A 2019-nucleotide genomic window follows, 5' to 3' on the forward strand; every position below is an offset into this window, starting at 1 on the left:
ATGAGGCTCAATGCCTCTTGTCAAAATCTCCTGACACAAACAGTCCAAGACACTTCAATCACATAACAAAAAACCCCGCCGAAAATCGACGGGGTTTGTCAGCAGTCTGAAAGCCCCGGAAACGGGGCTTTTTTCGTTTGCAAGGAGGAGGGGCATGAGCGGCCAGATCATCATCCTGAACGGTGCGCCGCGATCGGGAAAAACAAGCATCGCCAGAGCTGTTCAGGAGCGCTTCGATGGCGTCTGGATCAATCTCGGCGTCGACGTTTACGAGCAGGCTACGCCGGCACGCTATCGGCCCGGGATAGGATTGCGGCCCGGTGGCGAGCGTCCGGACCTTGAGGCCCTCGTGCCCGGACTATACGCCGCGCTCTACGAATCGATCGCCGCCCACAGCCGGCTGGGGCTGAATGTCGTGGCGGATATCGGCCATCACGACGCCTATTCGAGACCACTTCACATTGTGGCTGATTGCGCGCGCCGGCTTGTAGGTCTGCCGGTGCTGTTTGTCGGTGTTCGCTGCCCGCTGGAAATCATCATGGAAAGGCGTGCCGCCAGCGCGGCGGACAAGAGATATGTGACCGGCTCATCAGACGATCCGGTGCCGTTGCCCGTGCGCCTGTGGCAGGAGGAGGTCCACCGCCCAGGCGTGTACGATCTGGAAGTCGATACCTCGCTCCTGAGCCCGAAGCAGTGCGCGGATACGATCGCAGAGCAGCTTCGGCAAGCACCGTATCCAACAACGTTTCAGAAACTATCCAACCCATCCAGCGCGGCCCTTGAGCCGTTTTGACCGGCATGGCCGCCGCAGGCGGGTTCGTCCAGATCGGCGAATTTACAGCCTGCAAACGGCCGGCGATTGCATCGTGGAGCTCTCGATTTCAGCGGCCATGCGGTCCGGCGCGAAACGGGTCAGCAAATATCCGCACACCTTCCAGATCGCGATCATCAGGAATGCACCCGCATAGCCATCCAAGGCATAGTGCCAGCCAAGCACGACGGAACCGACCATAATGACGCCGGCGAATAACCACATCACAAGACCGGCCAGCCGAGACCGCCGTGTTGCATAGAGGGCGAACAGCACCGCCATCACAACGTGCAGGGATGGGAAGGCGGATATGCCGACGCTGCCGGTAGTTGCGCCGGTATAGCCACTCCACAGCATATCCTGCGTGCTGAGCGCCCAGATCGGATAGACGCGATCGGCAACGGCAAGTGCTTGCATGAGGGGGTGAAAGTCGTTGCCGAACCCCAATCGCTCGTAAAAGCAGGGGCCAGCCGACGACAGGCCCATCGCGAGGAAGAAGCCACCCAGCGTCCACACCGTCATGAAGCTCATCAGGAACTGGTGACGCAGCTTCGTATCCTTGCGTGTGATGCACACGGTGAAAACCGCGGTGATGAGCACGACGAACCAGAAATTGTACGCGATGTTGATGATCTTCAATGCAAGCGGCGACTGGACGACAAACCACAACCATTCGTGCGGGGCTCGACCGAAATGCAGGATGCGATCGGCGTGAGCCAATGCTTTGTCCCATGCGAACGGAGAGAGGATTGCAATGGCTCCCTTCAACACACCGATCGCGGATATGAAGGCAAGACCCGCACCCAGGCCATTCAGGCTGTTGGCAATGCGTTCGGCATCGCCAAAGAATCTACCCAGTGACTTGAGGAAGGTGTGCAGCGGTTCGGTTTCCCGCTGGACCAGCGCAAGGTGGAAAAGCGTCCCAAGTGCAAGGGCTGAGCCGCAAATCCAGAAGGCGATGAAAAGATACTCGGCGTATTCCGCCAGAACGCCGAAATCCGGCATGTTTCCAGTGTGCCACCCGACTGCGCTTGCCAGAAGCAGCGCAGCGGTAGCCATAGCGTGCAGCAGCCGGTGTCGCCAAAAGGCATCCGCCAAGATGCCAGGAAAAGCACGTCCGACAATAGCCCCCGTCAGTGGGGCCGATGCCGCAACCGAATGTTCCATGGTTTTGAAGCCCAGCTCGCCACGCCGTTACCATTTTACCG

At 59.2% G+C, this 2019-nt stretch carries 2 protein-coding genes; one reads left to right on the forward strand and one right to left on the reverse strand.

From position 1 onward, the window contains the following. Nucleotides 1–154 precede the first annotated feature (154 nt). On the forward strand, nt 155–793 hold the full coding sequence (locus EN893_RS31015) for a chloramphenicol phosphotransferase (protein ID WP_127270999.1): 639 nt from the start codon (nt 155–157) through the stop codon (nt 791–793). A 42-nt stretch (nt 794–835) separates the two neighbouring features. Here the strand turns inward: EN893_RS31015 and EN893_RS31020 are convergent, their stop codons facing one another. Then, complete coding sequence (locus EN893_RS31020) at nt 836–1978, reverse strand: phosphatase PAP2 family protein (protein ID WP_236383050.1); 1143 nt, start codon at nt 1976–1978, stop codon at nt 836–838. Between the last annotated feature and the right edge of the window lie 41 nt (nt 1979–2019).

This window comes from Mesorhizobium sp. M7A.F.Ca.CA.004.04.2.1 (genome assembly GCF_004022825.1).
Taxonomy (GTDB): Bacteria; Pseudomonadota; Alphaproteobacteria; order Rhizobiales; family Rhizobiaceae; genus Mesorhizobium.

Excerpts from the sequence above, each read along its gene's own strand:
- EN893_RS31015 (WP_127270999.1), top strand. The coding sequence starts at position 155 with ATGAGCGGCCAGATCATCATCCTGAACGGTGCGCCGCGATCGGGAAAA.
- EN893_RS31020 (WP_236383050.1), bottom strand. The coding sequence starts at position 1,978 with ATGGAACATTCGGTTGCGGCATCGGCCCCACTGACGGGGGCTATTGTC.